Origin of the sequence: Acinetobacter sp. CWB-G5, from assembly GCF_019209785.1 — a bacterium.
Lineage (GTDB): Bacteria > Pseudomonadota > Gammaproteobacteria > Pseudomonadales > Moraxellaceae > Acinetobacter > Acinetobacter johnsonii.
The window spans coordinates 474,186-497,182 of sequence record NZ_JAHUTF010000001.1 but is presented as its reverse complement, the minus strand read 5'-3'; the positions used below and the strand labels follow the sequence as shown (position 1 = coordinate 497,182).

At 40.3% G+C, this 22,997-nt stretch carries 25 protein-coding genes and 3 pseudogenes; 11 read left to right on the top strand and 17 right to left on the bottom strand.

The window, feature by feature from the left end; all coding sequences use genetic code 11:
- The first annotated feature begins 172 nt into the window (after positions 1-172).
- Positions 173-424, top strand: a complete 252-nt coding sequence (locus tag KVY11_RS02450) for a hypothetical protein (protein WP_004694228.1) — start codon at positions 173-175, stop codon at positions 422-424.
- Between the two features lie 136 nt (positions 425-560).
- On the opposite strand, the gene KVY11_RS02445 is transcribed toward KVY11_RS02450, so the two are convergent.
- The 5 genes from KVY11_RS02445 to KVY11_RS02425 all read right to left on the bottom strand — a co-directional run bounded on the left by KVY11_RS02445 (position 561) and on the right by KVY11_RS02425 (position 5,128).
- Entirely contained in the window at positions 561-1,217 is a 657-nt protein-coding gene (locus KVY11_RS02445; RefSeq protein WP_218287991.1) for a DUF2238 domain-containing protein, read from the bottom strand.
- A gap of 96 nt (positions 1,218-1,313) precedes the next feature.
- Positions 1,314-2,702 carry an adenylosuccinate lyase gene (gene purB / locus KVY11_RS02440; RefSeq protein ID WP_218287990.1) on the bottom strand — a complete coding sequence of 463 codons (1,389 nt, stop codon included), beginning with the start codon at positions 2,700-2,702 and terminating at the stop codon, positions 1,314-1,316.
- 57 nt (positions 2,703-2,759) lie between these two features.
- Positions 2,760-3,491, bottom strand: coding sequence for a high frequency lysogenization protein HflD (gene hflD, locus KVY11_RS02435; protein WP_004980842.1), 732 nt, complete (start codon positions 3,489-3,491; stop codon positions 2,760-2,762).
- A gap of 13 nt (positions 3,492-3,504) precedes the next feature.
- The gene (gene mnmA, locus KVY11_RS02430) at positions 3,505-4,638 is read right to left on the bottom strand and encodes a tRNA 2-thiouridine(34) synthase MnmA (protein ID WP_004694222.1); all 1,134 of its coding nucleotides are present in this window, start codon (positions 4,636-4,638) and stop codon (positions 3,505-3,507) included.
- Positions 4,639-4,642: 4 nt separating this feature from the next.
- On the bottom strand, positions 4,643-5,128 hold the full coding sequence (locus KVY11_RS02425) for an NUDIX hydrolase (RefSeq protein WP_218287989.1): 486 nt from the start codon (positions 5,126-5,128) through the stop codon (positions 4,643-4,645).
- Positions 5,129-5,272: 144 nt separating this feature from the next.
- On the opposite strand from KVY11_RS02425, the pseudogene KVY11_RS02420 reads away from it, so the two are divergent.
- Positions 5,273-5,455, top strand: a pseudogene (locus tag KVY11_RS02420) (LysR substrate-binding domain-containing protein); the annotation flags it as partial.
- A 78-nt stretch (positions 5,456-5,533) separates the two neighbouring features.
- Here KVY11_RS02420 and KVY11_RS02415 read toward each other — a convergent pair.
- The 5 genes from KVY11_RS02415 to KVY11_RS02395 form a co-directional block, all read right to left on the bottom strand.
- Positions 5,534-6,070 carry a gamma carbonic anhydrase family protein gene (locus KVY11_RS02415; protein ID WP_218287988.1) on the bottom strand — a complete coding sequence of 179 codons (537 nt, stop codon included), beginning with the start codon at positions 6,068-6,070 and terminating at the stop codon, positions 5,534-5,536.
- A gap of 95 nt (positions 6,071-6,165) precedes the next feature.
- Complete coding sequence (gene dacC, locus KVY11_RS02410) at positions 6,166-7,314, bottom strand: D-alanyl-D-alanine carboxypeptidase PBP5/6 (RefSeq protein ID WP_218287987.1); 1,149 nt, start codon at positions 7,312-7,314, stop codon at positions 6,166-6,168.
- 117 nt (positions 7,315-7,431) lie between these two features.
- Complete coding sequence (locus KVY11_RS02405; protein ID WP_010326343.1) at positions 7,432-7,818, bottom strand: MCR_0457 family protein; 387 nt, start codon at positions 7,816-7,818, stop codon at positions 7,432-7,434.
- A 192-nt stretch (positions 7,819-8,010) separates the two neighbouring features.
- Positions 8,011-8,385: an MCR_0457 family protein gene (locus tag KVY11_RS02400; protein ID WP_010326344.1), complete on the bottom strand. Its 375-nt coding sequence runs from the start codon at positions 8,383-8,385 to the stop codon at positions 8,011-8,013.
- 319 nt (positions 8,386-8,704) lie between these two features.
- Complete coding sequence (locus KVY11_RS02395; protein ID WP_168159129.1) at positions 8,705-9,226, bottom strand: MerR family transcriptional regulator; 522 nt, start codon at positions 9,224-9,226, stop codon at positions 8,705-8,707.
- Between the two features lie 337 nt (positions 9,227-9,563).
- Here KVY11_RS02395 and KVY11_RS02390 point away from each other — a divergent pair, with 337 nt between their 5' ends.
- Entirely contained in the window at positions 9,564-10,328 is a 765-nt protein-coding gene (locus KVY11_RS02390; RefSeq protein ID WP_218287986.1) for a hypothetical protein, read from the top strand.
- Positions 10,329-10,511: 183 nt separating this feature from the next.
- Here the strand turns inward: KVY11_RS02390 and KVY11_RS02385 are convergent, their stop codons facing one another.
- A complete protein-coding gene (locus KVY11_RS02385; RefSeq protein WP_218287985.1) occupies positions 10,512-10,787 on the bottom strand; it encodes a putative quinol monooxygenase in 276 nt (91 codons plus the stop codon).
- The gene (locus KVY11_RS02380; RefSeq protein WP_218287984.1) at positions 10,780-11,949 is read right to left on the bottom strand and encodes a catalase family protein; all 1,170 of its coding nucleotides are present in this window, start codon (positions 11,947-11,949) and stop codon (positions 10,780-10,782) included. The genes KVY11_RS02385 and KVY11_RS02380 overlap by 8 nt, the downstream gene beginning before the upstream one ends.
- 245 nt (positions 11,950-12,194) lie before the next feature.
- Here KVY11_RS02380 and KVY11_RS02375 point away from each other — a divergent pair, with 245 nt between their 5' ends.
- The gene (locus KVY11_RS02375) at positions 12,195-12,899 is read left to right on the top strand and encodes a DUF1003 domain-containing protein (protein WP_218287983.1); all 705 of its coding nucleotides are present in this window, start codon (positions 12,195-12,197) and stop codon (positions 12,897-12,899) included.
- A gap of 170 nt (positions 12,900-13,069) precedes the next feature.
- Here the strand turns inward: KVY11_RS02375 and KVY11_RS02370 are convergent.
- Positions 13,070-13,180: pseudogene (locus tag KVY11_RS02370) on the bottom strand (IS5/IS1182 family transposase); the annotation flags it as partial.
- A gap of 166 nt (positions 13,181-13,346) precedes the next feature.
- Here KVY11_RS02370 and KVY11_RS02365 point away from each other — a divergent pair.
- Positions 13,347-13,706, top strand: a complete 360-nt coding sequence (locus KVY11_RS02365) for a hypothetical protein (RefSeq protein ID WP_218287982.1) — start codon at positions 13,347-13,349, stop codon at positions 13,704-13,706.
- Between the two features lie 173 nt (positions 13,707-13,879).
- Here the strand turns inward: KVY11_RS02365 and KVY11_RS16690 are convergent.
- Positions 13,880-14,176: pseudogene (locus tag KVY11_RS16690) on the bottom strand (Arm DNA-binding domain-containing protein); the annotation flags it as partial.
- Between the two features lie 136 nt (positions 14,177-14,312).
- On the opposite strand from KVY11_RS16690, the gene surE reads away from it, so the two are divergent.
- The 3 genes from surE to KVY11_RS02345 all read left to right on the top strand — a co-directional run bounded on the left by surE (position 14,313) and on the right by KVY11_RS02345 (position 17,080).
- Positions 14,313-15,083, top strand: a complete 771-nt coding sequence (gene surE, locus KVY11_RS02355) for a 5'/3'-nucleotidase SurE (RefSeq protein ID WP_218287981.1) — start codon at positions 14,313-14,315, stop codon at positions 15,081-15,083.
- Between the two features lie 153 nt (positions 15,084-15,236).
- Entirely contained in the window at positions 15,237-16,055 is an 819-nt protein-coding gene (locus KVY11_RS02350) for a peptidoglycan DD-metalloendopeptidase family protein (RefSeq protein WP_125274788.1), read from the top strand.
- Between the two features lie 95 nt (positions 16,056-16,150).
- Positions 16,151-17,080, top strand: coding sequence for a LysR family transcriptional regulator (locus tag KVY11_RS02345; RefSeq protein WP_010326350.1), 930 nt, complete (start codon positions 16,151-16,153; stop codon positions 17,078-17,080).
- Between the two features lie 207 nt (positions 17,081-17,287).
- Here KVY11_RS02345 and rsmI read toward each other — a convergent pair whose 3' ends face one another.
- Positions 17,288-18,133, bottom strand: coding sequence for a 16S rRNA (cytidine(1402)-2'-O)-methyltransferase (gene rsmI, locus KVY11_RS02340; RefSeq protein WP_218287980.1), 846 nt, complete (start codon positions 18,131-18,133; stop codon positions 17,288-17,290).
- A 331-nt stretch (positions 18,134-18,464) separates the two neighbouring features.
- Between rsmI and KVY11_RS02335 the strand changes: the two genes are divergently transcribed.
- Genes KVY11_RS02335 through KVY11_RS02325 form a run of 3 tightly spaced genes read left to right on the top strand, consistent with a single transcriptional unit; the run spans position 18,465 to position 20,490 of the window.
- Positions 18,465-18,872: a YraN family protein gene (locus tag KVY11_RS02335; protein ID WP_005399780.1), complete on the top strand. Its 408-nt coding sequence runs from the start codon at positions 18,465-18,467 to the stop codon at positions 18,870-18,872.
- A gap of 60 nt (positions 18,873-18,932) precedes the next feature.
- On the top strand, positions 18,933-19,616 hold the full coding sequence (locus KVY11_RS02330; protein ID WP_005399779.1) for a BON domain-containing protein: 684 nt from the start codon (positions 18,933-18,935) through the stop codon (positions 19,614-19,616).
- Positions 19,606-20,490, top strand: coding sequence for an alpha/beta hydrolase (locus tag KVY11_RS02325; protein WP_218287979.1), 885 nt, complete (start codon positions 19,606-19,608; stop codon positions 20,488-20,490). Before KVY11_RS02330 ends, KVY11_RS02325 begins: the two co-directional genes overlap by 11 nt.
- 42 nt (positions 20,491-20,532) lie before the next feature.
- Here the strand turns inward: KVY11_RS02325 and nudC are convergent, their stop codons facing one another.
- Together nudC and KVY11_RS02315 are read right to left on the bottom strand one after the other, a co-directional pair.
- Complete coding sequence (gene nudC / locus KVY11_RS02320) at positions 20,533-21,309, bottom strand: NAD(+) diphosphatase (RefSeq protein WP_218287978.1); 777 nt, start codon at positions 21,307-21,309, stop codon at positions 20,533-20,535.
- Positions 21,309-22,952, bottom strand: coding sequence for a chemotaxis protein (locus tag KVY11_RS02315; protein ID WP_218287977.1), 1,644 nt, complete (start codon positions 22,950-22,952; stop codon positions 21,309-21,311). Before KVY11_RS02315 ends, nudC begins: the two co-directional genes overlap by 1 nt.
- Positions 22,953-22,997: the final 45 nt, after the last annotated feature.

Below are 22,997 nucleotides of genomic sequence, written 5' to 3'. Positions count from 1 at the left end.
AGGAAATGTTAATTTTTAGCCAGTCGTAAAATAAGATTACGATTTTGATTAAAAAAGATACGATTTTCCGTTGAATAAGACTATGCGAAAGGCTGAGAGCTTGTTAAATTTCAACATAATTGGAAACCAGTAATTCATGGGAACCTAAAATGTCATTTGTGGGGAGATTAAGATGACTGATTCAAATGATTATGATGATGTAGAAGACTCAGCAGTCGACGAAGACGAAGCTCAAGCAGCGGAAAAAGGCGCATCAGATTCTTCTGATAATGCTGCAAGTGATGGTGATGTTGCCGAAGCTGAAACACTGACGGTGACTGCAAAATTAAAACAACGCCAAGCACTTGAAGACGAAGTTGCGGCATTCCTTGCTCGCGGTGGCCGAATTACTGAAGTGCCAACAGATGAGTCTGCGAAAGACTAAGTGAGTTAAAAACACCACGCCTGACGTGGTGTTTTTTTATTGTGTTTTTAAAGCTGATGTACAAGTTACTTATGCTTAAATGAGTCCTGTAATAGTCGTGATTTGTTGTGTTATAGGGATGGCAGCAAACAAAGGACTACTTTTTCAATAGACAGGCTATGCCTGTGATGATTGCACCAACTGTGGCTAAAAGCATGTCTTGGTGTGCGTCCCAAATATCACCTTGTTGCCCATTGTAATTTTCAGCATCTTCAGGCGATAAGCCCATCGCAATAAACCATTCAATCCATTCGTAAATGAGGCTACTTGCCATCACAAATTGAATGACCAGCAAGAATAGGGTGAGTTTAGAAAGTTGAGGCAGCCACACTTGAAACAGACGATAAAAGAACGGGTAGAGCAGCAGACCGTACGCTAAATGTACAAAGCGATCATACATATTCCGTGTCCAACCTAAACTCTGGTTGAGGTCTAGGTTTAAATATTGGATTGACCATTCATTATAGGGCACATAAGAATATAGATAATGCGCACCGAGTATATGAATCAGCAAAAAACCGATATAAAGCATAAAGCTGATCAAGCTGAGCCCCAATTTATAAAGACAAATGATCAGCGTCACCAACATGAATACGGTTCCGACCTGATGCAAAATATAAGAGCTGACTTCAAGGGGATGGATCGATGCGAAAGCAATGGCGACAGCAAGTACAGTGAGAGCAATCCAATGCGGCTTTTTCAGTTGATAGTCAATGTGAGCTTTCGGTGTTGTACTTTTCAGGATTGTCATCATTTTTATTGGTTTTTCAATTATGCGTATAGGAGATTCTTGTTTGCATTATAGATAAAAAAGCGAAGCCGAAGCTCCGCTTTTTTCAATTTCTAAAAATTAGATTTTAGAAATTAAGTCAGCAACTTGTTTCGCTTGTTCAGCTGCGTTACCTGTATAGGTTGCAGGCGTCATTTCCGCTAAACGTGCGCGGTCAGCAGCAGGGACAGCTTCAAGTTCATTACCATTGACGAAGTCAACCATCATGTCACGTGTCATGGCTTGACCACGAGTTAATGCTTTTAGTTTTTCGTATGGTTTTTCAACGTTGTAACGACGCATGACGGTTTGAATTGGTTCAGCTAGAACTTCTTGTGCATTGTCCAAGTCTTCATCAATACGTGCAGCATTGAGTTCAAGTTTACCAATGCCTTTTGAACAAGCTTCAAAAGCAATCAAGCTTTGTGCAAAACCAACACCCATGTTACGTAGTACAGTTGAGTCCGTTAAGTCACGCTGCCAGCGAGAAATTGGAAGTTTTTCGCCAAGGTGCGCAAGTACTGCATTGGCTAAGCCTAAGTTACCTTCTGAGTTTTCAAAGTCAATAGGGTTTACTTTGTGTGGCATCGTTGAAGAACCCACTTCACCATCTTTGAGTTTTTGCTTGAAGAAACCAAGCGAGATATAACCCCAAACGTCACGGTTAAAGTCGATCAAAATCGTATTGAAACGACGTAAAGCATCAAATAGTTCCGCCATGTAGTCATGCGGCTCAATTTGAGTGGTGTACGGGTTAAAGCTCAAACCTAAAGACTCAACGAATGCTTGTGAGTGTGCAGGCCAGTTGATGTCTGGGTAAGCAGAAAGGTGAGCGTTATAGTTACCTACCGCACCATTAATTTTGCCTAAAAGCTCAACTTGTTTGAATTGTTTGATTTGGCGCGCAAGACGATAAGCTACGTTTGCCATTTCTTTACCCAAAGTGGTTGGGCTTGCCGTCTGACCATGTGTACGAGACAACATTGGTTGGTCAGCATGCTTTTCAGACAATGCCACGATTGAGTCAATGATTTGCTGCATAGATGCAATCAATACATCACGACCACTTTTCAGCATTAATGCATGAGACAAGTTGTTGATGTCTTCAGACGTACATGCAAAGTGAATGAATTCACCCGCATTTTTAAGCTCTTCGATGCCTTCAATTTTTTCTTTCAGGAAGTACTCAACCGCTTTAACGTCATGGTTCGTGGTACGTTCGATGTCTTTAATACGGTTGGCGTCGTTCTCAGAGAAGTCAGCAACAATTGCATCAAGTGCAGCATTGGTCGCAGCACTGAAAGCAGGTACTTCAGTGATTTCTGGACGGTTTGCAAGCGCTTGTAACCAACGCACTTCAACAGTCACACGAGCATGGATTAAACCAAACTCAGAGAGGAAAGGACGAAGCGCATCACATTTGCTAGCGTAGCGTCCATCTAATGGAGAAAGTGCGGTTAAAGCGTTCATAGCGATTCCTTAAACTTTGGAATTAAACGTAAAACTAAAAAGCCCGTCGATCATGTGTTAAATCACCTGATACTGTAAACGAGCGAGATCTTGAATATCTTTAAGCAACTTGCGTTTGCTAAACACCATGCCCCATGAACTTCCACCGAGCTGACGCCATAAATGTGCCATTTGTAAGCCAGTGAAGAGAGAAGCCCGAATGCGGTTGGTATGCGATGAATCTTTAAATGCTTCTGCATTGCCCCGCACCATAATGCGTGGGTTAATTTGTCCTGCGGTGTCGACGTAGGTTTGCGCGAGGTTGGCAATGATACTTGGGTGTAAATAGTTATTATCGAAAAAAGAAAGCTGTCTTAAGATTTTTTGTTGGGATTGTTCAATAATTTCAACGAATTTGGGGTTGCTATATACTTTCTTTTCGAGTTGTAAGAGCGCCATGGCATAGGTCATGGGAAGTTTAGCAGTGGATAATTTGGGAATTCGAGTTTTGGGTGAGGTATTAAAGGGTTGGGTAATGCTACTTTCTAAGGTTTTTAGTCCTAAGGAGATGTCCGCCAGCTGATGAAAGAAGTCTAAAGTTTGTCCGCTTTGGTTGCCCTTTGGTCGGATATTTAAACTGGCTTTAATCAACTGCTCTAAATAGAAGTTACCGCTTTCCCCAATACTTTGTTGACCGCTCAAGGCGGTCATATGCGTCAGTTGCGCGGACTGAAAAACAGCCGCCAACGCCAAAGCTCGGTTTTGGCGTTCGTTCAAAGTTTGAGGCTGTTGAAACGGTAACTCAGCCATGTCTTAAAATCCTTTAAATAAAATCAGGTTTAGGAGCATTGGTATGATGAATCACGCCGCCGCCTAAACAAACTTCACCTGAGTAGAATACGACACTCTGACCCGGAGTCACGGCACGTTGGGGTTCATCGAACTCAACACGTACGCCACCTGGGGTAGTAGGATCATTAAAGATCACACAATCTTGGTCATCTTGGCGATAGCGCGTCCGAGAGGTACAACGGAAACCTGTTTCAGGAATCTGCATTTCACCTGCGACCCAGTCAATCGTTTCACTCCAAAGCGCAGTACTTTGCATCAGTGGATGTTCATGGCCTTGACCAATCACCAAACGGTTGTTTTCAATATCTTTATGTAGAACGAACCATGCGCCTTCAGCCACACCTTTCAAACCACCAATACCAATACCACCGCGTTGACCGAGCGTATAGTACATTAAGCCGTGATGTTCACCAACCTCTTTGCCATCATCTAAGACGATTTTTCCAGCTTGTGCAGGCAAGTATTGTTTTAAGAAGTCATTAAAACGACGTTCACCAATAAAACAGATGCCCGTTGAGTCTTTTTTCTTCGCTGTGACTAAGTCATATTGTTCCGCAATCTTACGTACTTCAGGCTTTTCAATTTCCCCTACAGGGAACAACGTCTTATTAATTTCACGGCCATGTACAGCGTGTAAGAAATAGGTCTGGTCTTTGTTTTTATCTAAACCACGCAGTAAAGGTGCATATTCTTCACCTTTAGAGTTGGTCATAGTTTCACCGCGACGTGCATAGTGACCAGTCGCAATGAAATCTGCGCCCAGTTGCATAGCATGATCTAAGAACGCACGGAATTTGATTTCTTTATTACATAAAATATCTGGGTTTGGAGTACGGCCTGCAGCATATTCCGCTAAGAAATGCTCAAATACACGATCCCAATATTCCATAGCAAAGTTGGCGGTGTGTAGTTTAATCCCTAGTTTGTCACAGACTGCTTGAGCATCGGCTAAGTCTTCCATCGCCGTGCAGTATTCCGTGCCGTCGTCTTCTTCCCAGTTCTTCATGAAAAGACCTTCAACTTGATAACCTTGTTGAAGAAGAAGAGCAGCAGAAACAGATGAATCTACACCACCCGACATACCGACGATGACACGTTGTTGCATAGGACTAGGCATCCAAACTTGAAATAAGGGGAGAATTTTGGTGCTCATAAACGAGCGATAAAGGATATTTTTGACCCGCAAGTGCGTCTTGAACCGCTTTAATCACCAATGGACTACGTGCACGGGCCGTTTCCAGTAGTTCATCCAAAGTCATCCATACTGCACCCACGATACCTGTATCGAGTTCGGCCGTTGGATGGTGATGGAGTGAGTGCGCTAAAAAGCAGAAACGATAATACGTGCGATCTGGAAACATGGGTGGTGTATAAGTATAAATGCCCAATAACACATCTATAGACACTTCATGTCCAGTTTCCTCCATAGTTTCACGAATGGCAGCTTCGATGAGTGTTTCACCTGATTCAACATGGCCTGCAGGCTGATTAAATACAGTGTGTGTCACACCCGCAGTATGCTCTTCTACAAATAGAAATTTTCCGTCTTTTTCAACAACAGTTGCGACGGTGACGTGAGCTGTCCAAGCGGTCATGTAAAAGCACCATGGGGTAAAAAGAGTATTCTACAAAATTTAGGCGGTGGTGGCTATGTTATGGATATAAAATTAGTAGCTTAGTTCCACGCTTTTGGTATCTTCTTCATCCGCTAGGCTATACAGGTATTGTGGTGGGCGTGGATTGCCAAGTTACCAGAGCTGATTATTCATAATGATTTAAAAGAAGGCCGTTTGGTCAAAGTGATTCCAAACTGGGAGCCAAAACCCGAACTGATTCATCTGGCTTATACCTCTCGACGTGGTTTATTACCATCGGTAAAAGCGCTAATTGATTTTTTAGTGACTGAGTTTGAGAAGTATTAATCCGCAGATTCAGCATTTTTGAAGGTGATGCTTGTTATTTGATCTGATATGAAAAGGGGAGCAAAATGCTCCCAATGATCATGGCTCTAAATAATGTCCCGATACTTTGACATAGTTTTGTGCTGAATATGGTAAGAATGCTAATTCTGTTTCTGTCAGAGGGCGAACTTTTTTGGCAGGACTACCGACATATAAATAGCCACTTTCAAGCACTTTACCTGGGGGAACCAGTGTTCCTGCACCAATCATAACATCGTCAGGAATGATGACATCGTCCAAAACAATGCTATTGATACCAATCAAAACACGGTTGCCGATGGTACAGCCATGTAAGGTGACATGGTGACCAATGGTGACATCTTCACCAATGATTAAAGGCGAGCCATTTGGTTTTTCCGCTTTTTTATGACTAACATGCAGCATTGCATGGTCTTGTACATTCGAGTTTTTACCAATCCGAATATGGTTTACATCACCCCGAATTACGGCAAAAGGCCATACAGAAACATTTTCAGCCAAGATGACATCACCAATCACTACCGACATTTCATCGATATAGCAGTTGTTGCCAAGCTGTGGCGTGCTGTTCAAATAAGGGCGAATATTTTTAGCCATGTTGGTGTTCTGCTTTTATGTAGGTGTCCATTATAAAATAAAAAAGCACCCAGACCGAGGTGTGGATGCTTTAACTTAAGTCTAAATGTTGCTGCTTAGAATAAGTTTGAGAAGAATTGTTTGATGTGGTCAAGCATACGTGCAAACAAACCTGCTTCTTCAACATCTTTTAGCGCCACAAGTGGTTTTTCAGCAATCACTTTACCATCAAGGCTTGCTACATATTTACCAACCACTTGTCCTTTTTTCAACGGTGCAGTCAGTTTTGGTTGAACCACCAGTTGTGTTTTGATTGCGTTGGCCTGGCCTTTCGGCATCGTTACGTTGAAGGTTTCAGCTAAACCAATTTGTACGTCATTTTCTTTACCAAACCATACTTTTGATTTTGCTAAAACTTGGTTCGCAGCTTGAACATTTTTGGTTTCAAAGTTTGCATAACCCCACGCTAAAATTTCACGTGTTTGCGTTGCGCGTTCTTGCATGCTTGGCGCACCAAAAATCACAGAAATCAAACGCATTGGGCCACGTTTAGCCGAAGTTGTTAAGCAATAACCCGCTTCGTCAGTATGACCAGTTTTTAAACCATCGACACTTGGGTCAGTATAAAGCAGGGCATTACGGTTGCCTTGTTTGATACCGTTAAAGGTAAATTCTTTTTCAGAATAAATCGGATAATATTTTGAACTGTCGTGAATGATGTGCTGTGCAAGCGTTGCCATGTCTTTAGCGGTCGAGTAGTGACCTTCAGCAGGCATGCCTGTTGAGTTCATGAAGCTGGTATTAGTCATGCCGATACGTTTTGCTTCAGTGTTCATCATGTGAACGAAAGTGCCTTCGTTCCCAGCAATGTGCTCAGCCATAGCTTTAGATGCATCATTACCCGATTGAATGATAATGCCGCGTAACATCTCTAATGTAGTCGCAGTACCATTTAATGGCACATACATACATGATTCCGAACTACTACCACGACACCAAGCAGACTCGTTCATCCGAACTTTTTCATCTTCGGTGAGTTCGCCCGCCAACAACTTTTGCTCAATAATGAAACTCGTCATCATTTTTGTCATTGACGCTGGTGCTAATTTTTCATTTTCATTTTTAGATGCGAGGATTTGCCCAGTCTCATAATCCATCAGCACATATGATTTATTATTTAGTTCTGGTGGTGAGGATAAGACAGTTGCTGCAAATGAAATGCTTGGTACGAGTAATGCCGCAGCAAGGGCGCTTTTTTGAATCATTCTAAGGGGTTCCGATTTCTTTAGTATAAGCACGAGAGCTTTGCATTTTAGGACAAAGTTCTGCCGACTTCTACGGTAGAAATCGGCTTATTTCAAAGATATTGTAACCAATTGGTATTATTTGCTGTAAGTGCTCAATTCTTTACAAATTTCTTGGTTTTTTGCTTTGCCTGCTTTTTTCGCATCGGATTGAGCTTCGGCTAAAATAGGCTTGAATTTTTTCTCTTTGCTAAGGCTTTTAAGGTATTCAGTCGGATTTTTCTGTTGCGGTAGATACTCTTTAGCCAAAGCGTTGTAGCCATTTTCAAACTGACTCTGGTCTGAAACGAGACTTGGACAAACTTCTGATAGGACATAAATTGCAGCCAACTCTTGCTGCGTCACTTGTTGCAGTGGAGTCACTTCAATATTTTCGTCTTTATTGGCTGCATGAGCCGAACCAATGGCAATCAAAGAAGAACCACAAACTGCCAAAATCACTTTTTTCATTACATTCAAATTCATTCTAAACCCTAAGTGCATACATGTTGTTGCCATAATAGGATGAGCTTAAACAAATTTTAAGTAAATGTAAGCGAAAAAATGTATAGAAGCTGTTGAAGTCGCTTCATCGTTTTTACATTTTTCAGTCCAATAAAAAAGGATGAATAACCCCATTATTCATCCTTTCTTTGCGATATAGATGTAGAACTTGAATTAACCTTCAAAGTTTACAACGTCATCACATACTGACTTTTGTTCTGCTTTGTCAGTACCCTTTGCATCTGTACGAGCTTCTTTCAGAATCGACTGATATTCGCTGTCTGACTGTAATTTTGCATAGGTCATCGACTTATCTGAGTAGTCTTGTAAATAGGTTTGAATTAAAGTTTGAATATTGCTTTCAATTTTAGGGCCTTGACCCACCAAAGCAGGGCAAAATTCGGTCATGACTTGCGCTGCTGCAATATCTTCTTTTACGATGGTGTTGGCTTCTTCCGTGCTTAATCCCTCTAGTGCAAAAGCAGATTGAGAAATCATGATAGCCATGCCTAATCCGAAGAAATTACGTAATGTTAAGCTTTTAATCATTTTTAAAATCACATATTTATGGTGGATGCGGAGACTCAATATATATATTTTCAATTAGAATTCAATGAAAAGTTCTGACCAGTCATTTTTTAATAAAGTTTTTTGTTTTGGACCTTTTAATCGCCAATGATCATCCTAACGACTTCTAATCTTCAGTTTTGGCGGTCTTTAGGATGAGCTGCTTGTTGGTGCAGGAATCATATTTAGGGATAAAAAATACTTACGATAGGTAAGCAGTGAACTCAATAGCCCTTAGATGAGAGCTACTGAGTCTTGAGTTTGATAGTCACCATGTTCAAGATTGGAGAGCTAAAAAGCACTATAAGCTTCGAATAGCCGTAATCTCATCTTGTGTAATGTCGAGTGACTCTAAGAATTTTTGATGCTCCTCAGGTTCCATCTCTTCAAATTTTTGATGCCACTTCATCATATCTTCTTTTGATAAACCTGCTGCGATCATAATCTCTACCCATTTAGCTTTATTCACGAACTTTTCCTTTAATAAAATGGACTTTTTCAATAACTCAATGATGGCTTTTTGATGAGCTCTTAAGTTATTGATCTCTTGTTCCAATGCACGAAAATGATTTTCCAAGATCTGCCCTTGGGATATGCTAAGTGGTTCTAAAAGCAAACGAATATCTGAAATGGATAGTCCGTAAGAACGGTAAGAGATGATGCTTTTAAGACGCTCAATTTCACTTTCACCGTACCACCGGTATCCATTTTCAGTGATTAAGCTTGGTTTTAATAAACCCTGTTTCTCATAATAGAGAATAGTCGTTCTGGATAAACCGAGTTTTTTCGCTAAGCGAGATACAGTAAGCATAGTTTCCATCATTCGTTCATTGTTCCATTAAGCTAAACCCTTTACTTATAGACGGGTCAATCAGGTGAATTCAAAAATATCGCAAATAAATTGATGCGAATAGAACATTTGTCATGGCTTATTTTACAGCTGTCTTTACGGGTAGCGAGCGGCAACATGAGCTTAGGTGTTTAACACAGCTCAGCTTGCTTTTAAGTCAATTTAGAAAGCGAATGAAAAGTCTATAGATGTTGTGCTGTTGAAAGCCATAAACAGCCTCTATGGGCGAGGTCTTTGAAATTTAAGATTGATTTCAGTTGTGAGCACTATTATTCAGCATAGACAAAAGAATAAGGTTTGGGTGCGTATCATGACTGAAGAAAAAACATTGCATGAGGTGCTGAGCAAGGTGCCTGAAGTCACTTTGTTGTTTTGGATCATTAAAATTGCGGCAACAACACTGGGTGAAACAGCGGGGGATGCCTTATCCATGTCGCTTAATCTGGGATATATCGTAAGTACGGGTATCTTCGCCGTTATTTTTGCAATATTCGTTGCAGCACAGATTAAGGCCAAAAAATATAATGCATTTTTTTATTGGTCTACAATTATTGCAACAACAACTCTAGGGACAACTATAGCGGACTATGTTGATCGTACCTTAGGACTGGGCTATTTAGGTGGCAGTCTAATCTTATTTGGTTTACTTATTTTATCTTTATTGGCATGGTACTACAGCAGCGGGTCAATTGCGGTACAAAGTATTCAATCTTCTAAAAGTGAAGCGTTTTATTGGCTGACTATCATGTTTTCCCAAACATTGGGCACAGCGCTAGGGGATTGGACAGCAGATACGCAAGGTTTGGGCTATACAAGTGCCGCACTTATCTTTGGCGGTTTACTTTTATTGCTGACGATGCTTTATATGTGGACCAAAATCTCTAGAACTTTCTTATTTTGGGCTGCATTTGTACTCACGCGACCATTAGGTGCCGTACTGGGGGATTTCCTAGATAAGCCCATTAGTCACGGAGGGTTGGATCTGAGTCGATTTGGCGCATCCTTTGTTCTATGTGCTTTTATCGTCTTTTGTTTGGTGGCTTTTAAAACCAAAGCAGCAGCGACCGCTCACTAAATAAGATATCAGGTTGAACATCTGCTCAATTCATGATGATCAATACAAAAATCGCTATTCTTCATTGTGTTTTTTAGTACAGAACATTTTAAATTTTAAGGTCTGAATAGAGATAGCTTTCATTTGAGGGCTATTTCAAGTTCTGGTCATTGAAGTGTCATTTTATAGCTAGAAACTTAAACCTTATTCACCCTCAGATATTTTGTACTGCCGTTTAATGTTTTGCGTTTTCACTCCCCAAATGGACGAGGCCGTTCTACTTTGGTGATGCTTAAAACTTTTCATGCTATCAAACACTTCTTGCACCTCCCAGATAAAAGGGTTGATGCTTTGCTTGACCTCAAAAGAAATACAACCGTCTTCTTGATGAGTTAATTCAATATGTGCTGGAAGGAGTTCTATCACCATACAGACTTCTTCTTTAGACACACAGATTAATAGGCCATTGAGTTTAACCATAGGACTCCTTATTGATCTCCGACATTGTTAGCGTTGTTTTTTTAGCAGAATTCATCTCATGTCTGACGCGACTAATCTGGTCATATATGACTTTGCGCATTCGGTTTATCGCACCCAGTGGTTTATGTTCAGCTAATGCATGCCATGGTGTAAAGGATAGATTTTCACAAAACTTATTTTGCTCAGGGGTATCAAAAACTTGCTGAGGAATACGAATTGTAGCCACCTTATAGAAAGGAGCTTGGTCTTCTTTCCATTCCGTCATCGAGTCTTCAACAGACATTGAGCTGGATGTCCGAGGTTGTACTAGAAATTCCATGCAGGCATCACGATCTTGTAACGTCGTTCGAAGTGCCGCTCTTAAAAAGTCCTTTTGAGGAGTAGCTGGAATCGGGCTAACAACGGCTGAACATGCACGAGCAGAGTACTTTACCGCTTGACGATGATCGCCGACTCCTAACTGATAGGGCACCATAGACCAGTATCTGGTTTGCAGTGGATTTGAAATTTTATTTCTAGTGTTCAAGGCAATCCAAGTTCCTTTGGCTCCTAATGCAAAAGGGACATGCAGTTTTTTTAGAAATCGATCGCTATTGATATCTTGTATAAATGATAGATAACGAGCGGGGTCATTTACAAAGAATACAGGGTGATTGATCATAATGAAGTCTTGCGTAGCCGCAGGTTCATCTAAAAGGTTTTTCTCTGGCACGGCTAAAAGTTTGATCGCCATGCCGCGTGCATCTTTTTTTATATCCGCCTGTTTTGCATTACTCGATCCATTCGAAAAACGAATCCATGCTTGATAAGTTTTTCCCGGAATAAAAACACCATAAGCCATGTTTTGAGGCAATGTTTCGTTTATCTTAAATTCTGCACGTACGCAACCATGTGCTTTAGGGTGCGCATCACGTAGCGCGATATCTGTGGAATATTGTTTTCGGATCGTCATTTCAATGATGTTCGCGATTTCTTTAGCAGTGGCGGCCTCATTTGGATAAAGACTTTCACTTAGATCATGATCTACATCTGGGTATATAAAATCTTTAGGAGAAGTCAACATTACAGGTGGTGTATTCGCATCTACGTTAGCGGTGATACCTGTGAGCAATATGGCATGAAAAAGTAGACCCAAGTGTATAGGTCTTGCGGAGTTAGGCATTGATTGTCTCCTTGCTCTAAAGCTGGATTTTTTAATTTTTAGCCTGATGATATGAACTTGTTTAGCCTTATTTAAGACACAGAATCATGATTATATCTGTGGCATTTTTTTATTCATGGCTACTGTCTAGAAAAAACTTAATGAGGAGCTAATCTTAGAGGTGCTGAAAATTTGACATTGGTTTAAAATTTGTTCGATGATGTTTATCTCCCCAAAACCAATAATGATTATAAAAGAGAACGAGCATGAGCGAAAAAAATCAAAGTCATGAATGTTTAATCTGTGGGCAGAAATTCCTCATTAAAAATCTCATTCCTATGGGGGCAATACGAAAATCTATTACCGAAGAAATTTCACATGATTTTCCAGAATGGTCGCCTCAAAGTTATATATGCCAAGCAGACTTAACCAAATATCGAATTCAGTATGTTCATTCACTGTTAAAGTCTGAAAAGGGGGAAGTGACTGATCTTGAATATGAGGTGATTAAAAGTTTGCAACAACATGAAGTGATCACCAAAAATGTTGAAAATCAGTTCGATCAAAATTGGACTTTAGGGGAAAGGCTGGCAGATAAAATTGCGACCTTTGGCGGTAGTTGGGCTTTTCTCATGTGCTTTGCGACTTTCCTAGCCATTTGGATTATTGTCAATACAGTGGTCATGGTTACGCACCCTGCCGATCCGTATCCCTTTATTTTATTAAATTTAATTTTATCCTGTATTGCAGCGATTCAAGCTCCTGTGATTATGATGAGCCAAAACAGACAGGAAGCCAAAGACAGATTGCGTTCGCAAAACGATTATAAAATTAATTTAAAGGCAGAGTTAGAAATTCAACACTTAAATGAAAAACTAGATCATCTGTTGATGCATCAGTGGAATAGGTTAGCCCAAATACAAGAAATACAACTGGATTTGTTATCCGAAATGAGTAAAAAACGCGAATAACTTGGCTCAATATACTCATACTTAAAGCGTGTTTTTATAATAGTGTATACTAGCTCAAACCTGAGCTGATAGTTACAGATATTTGCTTAAGACTGTTAGGTTAAATTTGAGCTAAATTCTTTTCAGCCCAAATACGTTTTTCATGGAGTAATGTTGCAAATGGCATTCTGCCATTGAGTGGTAGGATTAAACCAAATTAATATATTTACTCGATTGATTAAGGATTGATTATAAGAGGATCAATTCGTTGAGCGATAAAATTTAGTTATAGGTTTCTTCATTTGAAAATTATATTTCTGAATAAACTGTCAAAAATAGGTTTGTACAACAAAGCCGTGTAGAAATAGAACGTTTAATAAGATGTGAGTTCTTCTAAGTTTTTAATTAAATATTTAAATAATTTGTCTATATTTGATTTTATAAATGTGTTGTGATGGGGAAGGCAATGTGAAATTTATAATATATCCAATTTTAATAATGGTTATTATTCAACCTTTTATTAGTGATTATTTTTTTGAAAAAAGAGCAAGACAGTTGGCGCTAGATGATAAAAATATTATTAGGGGGTGCTTGTTCTTAGAGAAAAAATATCGTCATAGAAATAGTAGTGATTTTTTATTATATGATGTGAATATTGATGGTAAAGTTTATAGTACCATGGATATAAGTATTAGTGGTTTTCCATATTACGCTAAACAATTTTCTTTTGAAAGAAAAATGGATGTCAATATTTCTTGTTATAAGATTGAATATGTAAAAGTTGGTTATTGGTTTTTTGAAAGGAGGTATATATATGATTTATCTTAATGAAAATAATATGAATGTTTTTTAATGGTTTTAGGCTTGGTTAGGTTTTTAAAATAGTTTTTTTTATTTTTTATAAATATAGATGAATTAACATGAGTAAAGTTGGAGGTGAAATAAGTAATGTTTTAGAGATAAGCTGTGATACAGTAGATAGTGAACTAGCGAATGCAGTTAGCAGTAAAAGTATTGGATGAGGCCGTAACAGATTCTGCCTTCTTTTTCTTTTTTCATCAACAGGGTTTATATCGTCTTTTAACAAGGCCCTAGATTCATCTTTCTTTTCACGGGCCTCTGCAAGTGAAACAATAGGATATTCACCAAAACTTACCGTTCCTTCCTTTTAATGTATATTTGAATCGCCAGATTTTCTTGCCAGTGGGTCTAACTTCAATGTATAACCTTTCTGCATCAAGCACTCTATATACTTTTTCTTTAGACTTTAGTGATTTTATTTTAGTATCTGATAGCATTAAGTTACCCGCAAAAGTCCCCGTTTTTTTTGACAGATTAGTGCGAACTAATACAGACTAAAATAGATTAAATTTAAAGTTAAATAAAGATTTATATATATTTTCTAAATTAATATAGATTTAAGAAGATCCATCAGTGAATATTTTAATAGCTAATGACGATGGTGTTTTTGCACCAGGTATTCAAGCGCTCGCACATGCTTTACGTCGATTAGGTCGCGTGGTGATTGTAGCACCTGAAAGTGAACGCAGTGGTTTTTCCAGTGCTTTAACTTTAGATCGCCCCTTACGCCCAATCGAAATTGCACCCGACATGTGGGCAGTCAATGGAACACCCGCGGACTGTGTCTATTTGTCCATGAATGGCTTATTTGACTTTGAGTTTGATCTGGTTGTGAGTGGTATCAATAGCGGGGCAAACTTGGGTGATGATGTACTCTACTCGGGTACAGTTGGAGCAGCCTTTGAAGGGCGTCTAATGAAACAGCCAGCCATTGCGGTATCACTTGCGGGCCCTGAAGTGCGATCGTATAACCGCCCAGAAGATTATCATCATGCTGCACAGTGGGTGCATGACTTTGTGAAACAAGGTTTGCCAGCACTGCCACCACGCCATATTTTAAATATTAATATTCCAGATGTGGCTGAGTTACAGGGCGCTAAAATTACTTATCAAGGACGTCGTCGTCAGTCTAAGCCGATTACCAGTCATGTTGACCCACGTGGTCGTCAAGTGTACTGGATTGGGCTTGCAGGTGAAGCTGTGGCAGAACCGAAAAGAGGCTATGATGAGGTAGAGTCAGACTTTTTCGCCGTGGCGAATGGTTTTGTCAGTATTACGCCTATTCAGATGGATGCAACCAACTATGAAGTTTTGCATGCATTACAAGGGCAAATAAGTGCTTAAAAGGCACTACAGCTGAGCAATACAGGGAGTGTATTCAGCTGTTTGTTATAACTTTGTGAAAATACGCGCAGAGATACTATTTTCACATACTTTTTTGCTAATCTTAGCGCAAATTAAACTGATTATTTTTTGTATTTTTAGAGAGTAAGATAAATGTCTGTGTTGTCTCAAATTCGTTTTATTGCAATTCCTACAGCACTGTTGAAAACTGTCGTGTTATCCACAGCTGTAGTTTCAACTGTTATTTTGAGTGGTTGTGCTTCTAAACCACAGGTTAACAATGCAACACGTTTTGCGAAAGCACCAGACTATTATACAGTTCGTTCAGGCGACACGCTGAGCGGTATTGCAACTCGTTATGGGCTGAGTTATACCTCTGTTGCAGACATGAATGATATTGCTGCGCCGTATCGTATTTATGTGGGGCAGTCATTACGTTTAAAAGGTTCGGGTAGCCCACGTACAACCACGACGCAACCTATTACACAAACCGCTCCAATTCAACGTCAAAATGTTGGTCTCCCGAGTCAAAATACGACCACCACAACCACAACAACTCCTGCTAAAGTACCGACCGCACCTGTTGCGAGCTCGAAAAGTTCAACTTTACGCTGGGTAAAACCAAGTAATGGCGCTGTTTTGCAAGGTTATAATTTAGCAAATAATGTGAAAGGTATTCGCTATGCTGGTAACCAAGGTGATCCAATTTATGCAGCAGCAGATGGCCAAGTGGTGTATGCAGCAGACGGATTGAAAGAATATGGAAACTTAATTTTGATTAAGCATATTGATGGTTATATCACAGCATATGCACACAACAGTGCAATGAATGTGAAGAGCGGTCAAAATGTGACGGCAGGACAGAAAATTGCTGAAATGGGCTCCACAGGTGCAACACGCACCATGTTAGAGTTCCAAGTACGCTTAGATGGCAAGCCAATCAATCCGACTATAGTTTTACCATTAAATTAAAAAATCTGGATGCAACGCAAAAAATTCACCGTATAATACAATGAGTTGTTTTTATCAAATAGATGAAAACTTCTCATGAATCCAGAGAGAATTTTATGTTAGATCAACTACGGGCAATGGGTGTTTTTGCTTGTGTTGTCGAAAAGAGTTCATTTAGTGGTGCCGCGCGTGAGTTAGGCATCACTACAAGTGCTGTGAGTCAGCAAATTCGTTCTTTAGAGCAAGAGATGGAAGTTGTTCTTTTACATCGCTCAACAAGAAAGTTGAATTTAACTGAAGCAGGCCAGGCTTTTTTCCACAGCTGTCAAGAAATGCTCGCCGCTGCTGAACGTGGCAAAATACGTATCAATGAATTGCGCGATGATCTTGTGGGTGAGCTGCGAATAGCCACTACGCCAGAGTTAGGTGCCAATCATGTGATTCCTGCTTTGTCGCATTGGATGTCTGCACATCGTGGATTATCTATTCATATTGAGGCAGATAATCATTATGTGGATTTGATGAATGGGCGAATTGATATTGCCCTCAGAATGAGCCCAACAGTTGACGATCAAAGCGTACATGTCGTGCCATTGGCGCGCGTTGAACAGATTTTGGTTGCTTCACCGAGCTATTTGAATCAGTCTGCACCAATTTCACGACCTGAAGATTTGAAAAATCATGATCTTATTCCGATCACGATTATGAAAAATAATCATGATTTTGATTTTAAAAATGTGGTGACAGGTGATGCGGTTAAACTTGAGATGAAATCAAGAGTAGCCAGTAATAATATTTTAGTGACAAAGACTTTATGCCAACATGGGCATGGGGTTGCACGTATTTTATATTTAGATGTGCAAAAAGAATTGGTTAACGGTTCTTTAGTGGAAGTTCTTCCAGAGTGGAAGCTCCCTAACTTTACGCTATATGCCATCATTTCAAAGCATGAACAACAGCCGATGAAGATCCATCGTTGTTTGGATGCGTTGAAACAATACTTTTGCCAACTACCCGGCGGTCGTATTTACCAAGAAGCAAGCTAATTCGATAGAGATTGTAACTGACGATCAGTCAACCCATACACATGCTTATAAATTTTAAATGATATAACTACATAATTTGAGTTAAGCGGTTCACATGGAACCGCTTAACATGGAGAGCAGTAGAGAAAGGCCAAAGCACTTACGTCTGTTGCTCTTTATTTTTTCATTCACAACAAAAACAATACTTTTATTCTAAGCTATTGAAGCCTATTCAGCCTGATCTTGTGTCAATTCTAAAGCACGTTGGTAAGCAATTTTCTTTTTAATGCCAGTCAAATCAGACGCTAACTGTGATGCAGCTTTCACTGACAAATCTTCTAAGAGACGCGTTAAAAGCTGGTCGAGTTTTTCTTGTGCCATATCTTTTTCAGTGGTCGCACCACCAACAACCAATACAATCTCACCTTTTTGTTGATGATGATCGTTTGCAATAAATTCAACCAACTCACCTAAAGTCATCTTCTTAATGGTTTCAAAGGTTTTGGTAATTTCACGGGCAAAACCGACAGGGCGGTCAGCACCAAAGACTTTAGCCATGTCACAGACACTGTCTAAAATACGATGTGGTGCTTCATAAAAAATCAGGGTTTGTGTTTCGTCTTTGAGTTTTTCCAAGCTAGCCAGTCGTTGGGTTTGTTTAGAAGACAAAAAACCTTCAAAGCTGAAACGATCACTTGGTAAGCCCACTGAGCTTAAAGCGGCAATCGCAGCACAAGCGCCCGGTACAGGAATTACGCGGATATTATGCTCTTGTGCCGCACGAACCAGTTTAAAGCCCGGATCACTGATAAGAGGCGTTCCTGCATCACTAATAAGTGCCATATCTTCACCCTTCAACAAACGCTGAATAAGGATGTCAATTTTGTTGCTTTCGTTATGATCGTGGCATGCGGTGAGCGGTGTTTGAATATTAAAGTGTTTCAGTAATTGTGCTGAAGTTCGTGTATCCTCAGCAGCAATGATTTTGACTGATTTTAGTACATCAATTGCGCGGTAAGTCATGTCATCTAAGTGCCCAATAGGGGTTGCGACTACAAATAACTGGGCACTCATGGGTTTTCTCCGCGCTGCAAAATAATAAAATAATAGGTTGGCTTGAGTGCTTTGATGCATTCAACCGATACCACGATAAGCATTCTACCTGAATTGTCCGTCGTGGCGTGAGTTAGAATATTGTCGGCGATGGATTTGCAGGAGTCGGGAAGACATTCGGCTGAAATCTAAACGTCAAGGAGGCTTTAAAACGTAGAATGAAATGAATTGATTGGTTCGAGAGACTCACAGCAGTGGTTTTAAACATCAAGACGTGAGATTTTTGATCGATATTTAGTTTTTCGAAATGTGATGATTAAAAAAATAAAAACGAAGTAGGGAAGATAAAGAGATGAAACTGGGACAATGGGCAGAGCAACAAGCTTTGACTGTGCTAGAAGAACAGGGGTATGTTCATGTACAGTCCAATTATCACTCGCGCTTTGGCGAAATTGATCTGATTGTACAAAAAGGGCAGGAATTGGTTTTTGTTGAGGTCAAAGCACGTTCAAAAACGCGTTTTGCGCAGGCTATTGAAACAATTTCCTATTCAAAACAACGCAAAATAGCAAAAACGGCCATGTTATTTTTACAAGATCATCCTCATTTCCAGCAATATTATTGCCGCTTTGATGTGATTTGTTTTGATTTTTTTAAAGAAATTGCAAAAACCATACAGCAAGATTTTTCAAAATTCACTTATGATCAGCAATGGATAGAAAATGCTTTTACTTTTGATCAAGACTTTATTAATCTTTGAACAAAATCAAAGCTGAAATGCTGAATTAAAATAGTTTGAAAAGTTGAGGAGTCTTGCTGAGTGTTCAATCGTATTGCAATGACCGTATTATGCGTCGCAAGTTTATCTGGATGTGCAAGTTTCATTTCGGGTGGGACAGGAACAGCCGCTGTAGGAACAGAAAGCGGTGCACGTTCATTAGGGCAGGTCTTTATTGACTCTTCAATTGAGCGTACTGCAAAAATTAACTTATATAAATTGGACAGTCGTTTTAAACAGTCACGCGTCAATATCGAAAGTTTTCATGGCAATGTCTTATTAACAGGACAAGTACCCGATCAACACTTACGTCAATTGGCTGAAGACAATGTACGTGCGATGTCGGATGTCAAAACCGTGCATAACTACATTACAGTTGGAAACCAAATTAGTTATAGCACCATCATGCAAGACACCTCAGTTACAGCAAATACACGTGGCTTGATCATGAAAGCTGCAGTTGTTTCAGATGCGAAAGTGCGTATTCACACCGAAGATGGCGTGTTATATGTGATGGGACGTTTAAATGGTGCTGAAATTACCGATTTAAACCAAGTGTTACAGCAAGTGGGGAATGTGACTAAAATTATCACACTGGTGGATAATATAGAGCAACAGTCGCAAACGACCAGTGCATTTGCATCACCAATGATTAATTCAACACCGACAGAGCAAACGCCTGTTGCGATAGACCCAGACCAAGTTGAGCCAAATAATGTTCAATAAGCTTCAGCCTTTTGTTCAAAGACTGAATCATTCGGTAGAGTATGCAAGATTACTCTATCGTGACTTTCGTATTTATGATGTCGGTAGTTATGCCCTTAACCGTTTAACACCGCGTAAGGGTTATTCGGTCCAAGAAAATGTAGCCTATGGGTTACGTGCGCGACATCGTTTAGATTTGTTTCGTACACAAACACCGCGTGAACACCGTCCTCTGATTGTATTTGTGCACGGTGGCGCATGGATGCATGGTGATAAAAAAGATTATCGTTTTATTGGTGAAGCCTTTGCCAAAGAGGGCTTTGATGTGGCTGTAATTAACTACCACTTGGCGCCTGAGCATATTTTTCCTGCCTCTATTGATGATCTCAGCTTGGCTTTAAATTATCTCAATGTACATCAACTTAAATATCAAATTTCGACTGAAAAAGTGGTGTTGATGGGGCATTCTGCGGGCGCGTTTAATGTGATGTCTGCGCTCTATCATCCGAAGCCATATGAAATACAATGCCGCAGTCAAATTACTGCTATTATTGGTTTGGCAGGCCCTTATCATTTTGACTATAAAGGTGATCCAATTTGTGCGGATGCTTTTGATCAGAACAGACCTTATCAAGAAGTGATGCCATATTATTTCGTCGAGTCGAATAGGGTTAAACATTATCTGTTGGTTGCTGAGAATGATGATGTTGTTGGGTTAAGCAATGCTGTTGATTTGGATCGTAGGTTGAAAGAAAAAGGCAACTACAGTCAACTTTGGACGGTGCCACGCATTGGTCATATTTCAATGATTGGTTCAGTATCGAGTTTGTTTAGTCGTTACTTCACGACCAAGCAAAAAATTATGCAGGCGCTCGAGGATGCGCTTAAGCACTAATTAGGTTTTAAAGTGTATTTGTTGTAGCGATGGTGAGTGAGCTTACAGCCACTCACGTGTGTCATCCGCGACCGTTGTGCCTTCTGTCGCATGCATGATCATGGCATGTGCAATACTGCCTTTGAACGGAATTTCAGGCAATTGATCAAACTTAAAGAACTGGGCATCGCTGATTTCTTCTTCTTGTAAGCAAAGCTCACCCGATGCGTATTCTGCTTTAAATGCAATCATTAAGTTACTTGGAAAAGGCCAAGGCTGGCTCGCTAAGTATTGAACATTTTTAACTCGAATGCCTACTTCTTCCAAGGTTTCGCGGCGTACAGCTTCTTCTAAGGTTTCACCGACTTCAACAAAGCCTGCAATCAAACCATACATATTGCTGCGGGTATTACGCGCATTTTTTGCCAACAGAATTTCATCTTCACCTCGTGTAATGACGGTGATAACACAGGGTTGTACTCGTGGATACTGATGATAACCGCAGGCAGGGCAGATCATGGCATATTCGCTGGCATGCGCTTCTGTGGCGTGGCCGCAATGACTACAAAATTTATGATTGCGACGCCATTCTAACAGTTGAATAGCTCGGCTGGCCTGTTCGAATTGTTTGGTGCTCCAGAGTGGAAGCAACTGGCGAATTGGGATGAGTTCTAAGCCATCAGGGATTGGCTCATTGTCTAGCAGGTCTCGAGCAATCACTTGATCATCCGAGTGAAAACTTAAATCACTTGCTAGCTTTTCTACACGAGGCAATTGAAAGTTATGGTCCACCAACAATTGTTGTTGGTGGAAAATATAAGCAAGTGAAAGTTCTGACATTAGGCAACAGTCTTTAGTTTTTGGCTACTGTTCAATGCTACATCAAACATACTGTGTAATACAGGCTGTTTGTTTTTTAAGTTATCAATCAGCATATCTGCACTTGCGAGAGCATCAAGTACATGATTCACCTGAGCGGCAGTGAGCGCAGTTTCAGCCGTGATTTGTTGTTGCACAAAATCTGCTGAAAGATTCAGAGCAGTTTGACCATTTTCAGCGCCTAAGAACAGCATTGCGCCAGCAACTTCACGTAGTTGTGCAGGGGTGTTCTCAAGTGTAGCTAAATCTTGCTCTTCCTGATATTGCGCCAAAGCTTGACTACTTAAGTCAATAGACGTTTTAGCCTCAGTCAATAAAGCAGCATGGGCTTCATCTAAACGGTCTAGTGAAATATTCATGTTGTTGACACGCAGCTGTAGGCGGCTTGAAGTATGGTGACGTTCTAACACGCCAATCGAGTTCATTGCCGACAAGATCACGTTCATCAACTGCTGCGCAAAACCTTCATCTTTCAGCATATCTGCTTGACTAAGTGATGCTGCTTGACGGTTTAAGTCATTATGCGCTTCATTTAAGTTCAATACTTTGAAAATGTTCGCCAAATCGACCAGTTTTGCTTGGAGCTCTTGGGTCTTTTCAGGGGTCATGTTTTGGTAGTTGTACTCAATGTCATTGCGGATTTGCGACATTTCGGTGGTTACCAAATCACTAATGGTATGCATCGTGTCGAAATCTGGGCCATACAGATGACGACTGAAAACTTGCAGCTGCGTATCTGTGAGTAAGTCATCGCCAATATTGAGTTTGCCACGGATGTGTTGAGAAACTTCGTCTTCTTGGCTGATACATAGGCTGAGAATGTTGGCAAGATCGGTGAGGCTGGCTTTGAAACGTTCAGGCGCAGTAAAGAACTGTGCAATGTTACGTTCGATGCTAATCAAAGTGCGTAAACGTGGTTCATTAATGAGCAATTGTTCAATTTGATTGAGTGCAACATAGACCAAGTTCCAATATTGTTTACTCGGCGTTTGTTCTGCTAGACCCGCTAAATAAGTGCCCACCAATTTCATTGCTTGTAAATCAAGTTCGCTTTCTTCTTGTTTCAGCATTTGGCTTAAAGACAGCTTGTACAAGCGGTGAACATATTGAGATTTTTCAAGACTTGGTGCTTGAGGGAGGCTGAAATCTGGGGTAATACAGTCCAGTAAGGACTCGATGTGTTGACCTTCTTGCGTTAGAGGCTTTGCTAATGCAATTTCAAGACGGTTTAAGGTATCGAGTAAAAACTGTGGAATTTTCACTTCTCTTAAGCAAATGAACTCAATATAGCGCTTCAGCATGGTCGTGCCTTCGCTGAGTGCAATCACATCTTGCGTATTAATCTGTGCAGGATTCCCCATGATCTTGCGCATAAGCTCTGCGGAATATTCAGCAATTTTGGCCAAGCTCGACATATCAATCAATGCAAGCACTTGAGCACATTGCTCAAATTGGTTTAATGCATCGTCAATCCCAAAAGGTAAAGTCTGATCTTCTGCTAAGGTGCTCACAGCTGATTCAACCAGCTTAATGGAGTTATCCACTTCATTTTTTATTATCAGCAGCGCCGTTGGATCAAAATGAATAGAGGTTTGGTAAGACATTGATCTGCACCTATCCTAGTGTTTTATCGTGTTTATATGCGGCCC